At 39.7% G+C, this 3,775-nt stretch carries 2 protein-coding genes; both read right to left on the reverse strand.

Going from position 1 to position 3,775, the window contains the following annotated elements; all coding sequences use genetic code 11:
- Positions 1-4 precede the first annotated feature (4 nt).
- The gene (locus tag ACOVO2_RS25280) at positions 5-1,627 is read right to left on the reverse strand and encodes a RagB/SusD family nutrient uptake outer membrane protein (protein WP_421772648.1); all 1,623 of its coding nucleotides are present in this window, start codon (positions 1,625-1,627) and stop codon (positions 5-7) included.
- 58 nt (positions 1,628-1,685) lie between these two features.
- The coding region (locus tag ACOVO2_RS25285) for a SusC/RagA family TonB-linked outer membrane protein (RefSeq protein ID WP_421772649.1) at positions 1,686-3,775 on the reverse strand (2,090 nt) is incomplete at its 5' end.

Here is a 3,775-nt window from a genome sequence, read left to right on the forward strand (position 1 = left end):
ATTATTACCAATTCGGGTTTTGCTTGAGGTTCGGGTTCAACGAAATCTCATTCAAAGGTAAAGGCCATAAATAATCTTTTGCAGGGTCGAATCTGCGGAAATTGGCCGCTGTAACCAAAATAAAACCATCTGGCGTTAAAACTGCGGGCGTATTGGCTCCAAACTCAGTTTTAAAGAAGAAATTACCTAAAACGGGTTTTGGTAATTCGATTTCGGCTGTTTTCCAACGCATCAAATCCCAATATCGATGGCCTTCCTGTGCTAATTCTATCCTGCGTTCACGTCGTATCTCATCACGCATATTCAAGCCATTTGTTGTTACGAAAGCATTCGTCAATTTTGCAATTTTGCCTCTCGCACGTAATAAATTGATTGACAAATCTAAGTCAGCATCGCTTATTGTTCCATCTAATTCATACTTTGCTTCGGCATACGCTAATAGTACTTCAGCGTAGCGAAGCACAGGACGGTCGATTGAAGATGCTTGCGTATTCCAGTCATCAATATTTGAAAATTTTCTAAAACAAAATCCCGTTTTTTGGAAAACTATATTAGCCACATCGAATACTTTTTTGGTAAAAATATATGGGTCGCCTCTTTTCATAACAGTCTGAATCAAACGGTCGTCACGATTCGTGAATACTTCCGAAGTTGTTGTCGGAGTTTTATATAGAGGTGATTTTGTAGTTGGCAAACCATCGCTCATCAGGTATGAATCAACCAAACTTTTGGTCGGGCTTTTATTACCGTTTTCAATCGTTCCTCTATAATAAGTATGCACCAAAACTCGGTCAATTAAGCTCACACCATATTGTTTTACAATGATGTTTTCTTTGTTTTGAAGTCCTTCACCTTCGTATTGAAAAAGATTAAAATAGTTTGGGAAAAGACTATGTTGGCGACTATCAATTACGGATTTAGCTGCCGCTACTGCTAAACTTAGGTGTTTTTTTGAATCTCCGTAGTTATGAAATTTTGAACGAGTACCTTCAAAAAGTGCCACACGAGCCTTGAATGCCAAAGCACCGGTGTTAGAAATTCGTCCAAAATTAGCAGTTCCGAGTGCCGGCATCGTTGGCAATTTCGATGCAGCAAAATCAAGGTCTTGATAAATTTGCGAAATAATTTCCTCTCTCGGACTGGCGGGTGCAGTTAACTCTGGCGAAGTATCATCTAATATTTTTAGAATCAAGGGTACATCTCCATACCTTTGAACTAAGTTATAATAGCCCCAAGCTCTAAAAAAACGTGCTTCTGCCACGTATCTATCAATTACAGCCGCACTTGTATTTGCTGAAGCACGTGGAGCTTTTTCAATGATATTATTGGCTGCCCTGATTAGTACATAATTATTGTTATAATTGGTCACATCGGTCGCGGGTGCAAGACGTGAGCCATCGCTGATACTATTAGAGGTCAGTCCGATTGCATCATCAGACCACACATCTTCATTATTGAATGCTGGAATAAATGTGTACAAATAATTTGTCGCCGCAACCAAATCGGTTTCCGAACGCCAAAAAGTGGCATCGCTGATTGATGTTTCGGGCAGACGGTCAACCTCACAAGCGGTTATCCCACAAAAAAGCAGACAAGTGGAAAGAATATTTTTGAATTTAGATTTCATAAGAAAAATATTTTAATTGGTTAATCGCTGATTATCAAAGCTTTGTGTTTTTTCTAACTTAAAAATTTAAGTTGATACCCGCCGAAGCAGTAGCAAAAAATGGATAATCGTTCTCGATATTGTCTCTTTGTTCGGGGTCGAAATACCCTTTAAACTGTCCTAATTTCGAGAAAGTAAGAATATCTTGTGCCGAGAAGAAGATTCTGGCTCTCGAAATTTTTAGTCTGCCCGATATTTTTTCAGGAATTGTATAACCCACTTGTAGATTTTTCAAGCGTGCATATCGACCATTCAAAAGCCATTTGTCAGACACGCGATAGTTGTGGTCTCCGCCTTGAAATGGACGCGGATATAACGCGTCGGGATTTTCGGGAGTCCAATAATCTCGGTGAATACCCAATGCTTGTTTCCACGTTACAATAAGCGGAGCAATTGTTTGGGTTTCTGGTCTGAACGAACGCTTCCCAACTCCCTGAATAAATGCCGTAAAGTCAAAACCTTTGAAATTAAAACCAAGCGTTGTACCAAACACATAGCGAGGTTGTGTTGTACCAAGATACACGAGGTCGCCGAAGTCGGTAGTATTACCTTTGCCAACATTAATTCGACCATCGCCATTAAGGTCCAGATATTTTACATCACCTGCACCTGTTCGGTTATCTTGAAATGCCCATGCTTTTACCTCATCGGCCGTTGTAAAATAACCATCGGTTTTATAGCCAAATATGCTATTTAACGGATAGCCTTCTACAATACCATTCGTTCCTGCTCCCACGATGTTTCTTGCTGAAAAATTGAGCAACTCATTCTGGTTATCCGAAAGGTTGGCGGCAACTGTATAAGAAAAATCCTTACCAATTTGTCCTCTATAACGAGCCTCCAATTCCCAGCCCCAAGACTTCAGTTCTCCATTATTTTTCCTTGGAGTTCCAATTCCAATCACTGCAGGTAAGTTTTGTGGAGTGAGCATATTACGGTTATATTTTACGTAATAATCTCCATTGATTTGTAACCTGTTTTTTAGCAATCCAATATCAAAACCAAAGTTGGTCGTTTCGATGGTTTCCCACGAAAGCGACTGTGATGGAATTGAGCCTTGAAAAAGATAAGAAGCACGCGAATCGCCCAAAACTAAGGTCGAACCACGACTTAATTGACTTAGATAATCATAATTACCGAGAATACTTCCACCCAAAGCACCACCCAAGCGTCCCCAAGATACACGAAGTTTGAGTTCAGAAAGGAAGTTCACATCTTTCATAAATCCTTCACGATGGACATTCCAACCTGCCGAAGCCGATGGGAAATATTTTACTCGCAGGCCTGGAGCAAGTTTTGAGTTGTCATCACGTCGGATAGTTGCTTCGAGGAGATATTTACCATCATAATTATAATTGAATCTACTAAAAACCGACTGCGAAGCATTTGTTCCGATAAACTGGCTATTGGTTTTTGTTTTATCATCACCCAAATTAAGAGTCGGTAAATCGTTGCTTACCAAGTTGGTTGCTCCTGCACTTACACTTTCCTGTCTGAAGTTTTCGTAGTTATACCCCATCAATACACCTAAATTATGCTTTTGAGCAATAGCAATATCATAATTTGCTAATAATTGTAAGTTGGTATTATTAATTAATTCTTCAAAAATATTATAGCTATTAACCTGATTTACGTAACTCAATATTTTTCCTCGTCCCCAAAGTGGCACTGTTCGTGCAAAGTTTTTTCTATCAGCAAGACGGTACTGCGTACCTGCAACGGCCGTTAGTCTTAGTCCTTTTATGATATTATTTGCTCGCAAGGTAGCGGTTCCATCAAAAAAGTCTCTTTTTAGAATATTATATCCACCAGATTCAAGTCGAGCGTAAGCCGTTGCGGCCGAACCAGCTCCATTGTATTGCCCATCAGGAGTAAAAAACGGTGTACGAGTACGTAAACGATAAAGTTCATAAATTACTCCTTGGCCATTCAACCCACCCGAAACTGCGTCTTGTTGGTCTTTGGTATACGATAAACGGGTATCAATCGAGAAGATTTTGCTCAATTGAGCTCCCATATTGAGGCGAACATTATACCGCTTATAATCATCTGGCCCAACTTTGAAAATCCCATCTTTTCCATAATAACCACCTGATAATAAGAAGTTTA

The sequence above is a fragment of the Emticicia sp. genome (assembly GCF_049241225.1).
Classification (GTDB): domain Bacteria; phylum Bacteroidota; class Bacteroidia; order Cytophagales; family Spirosomataceae; genus Emticicia.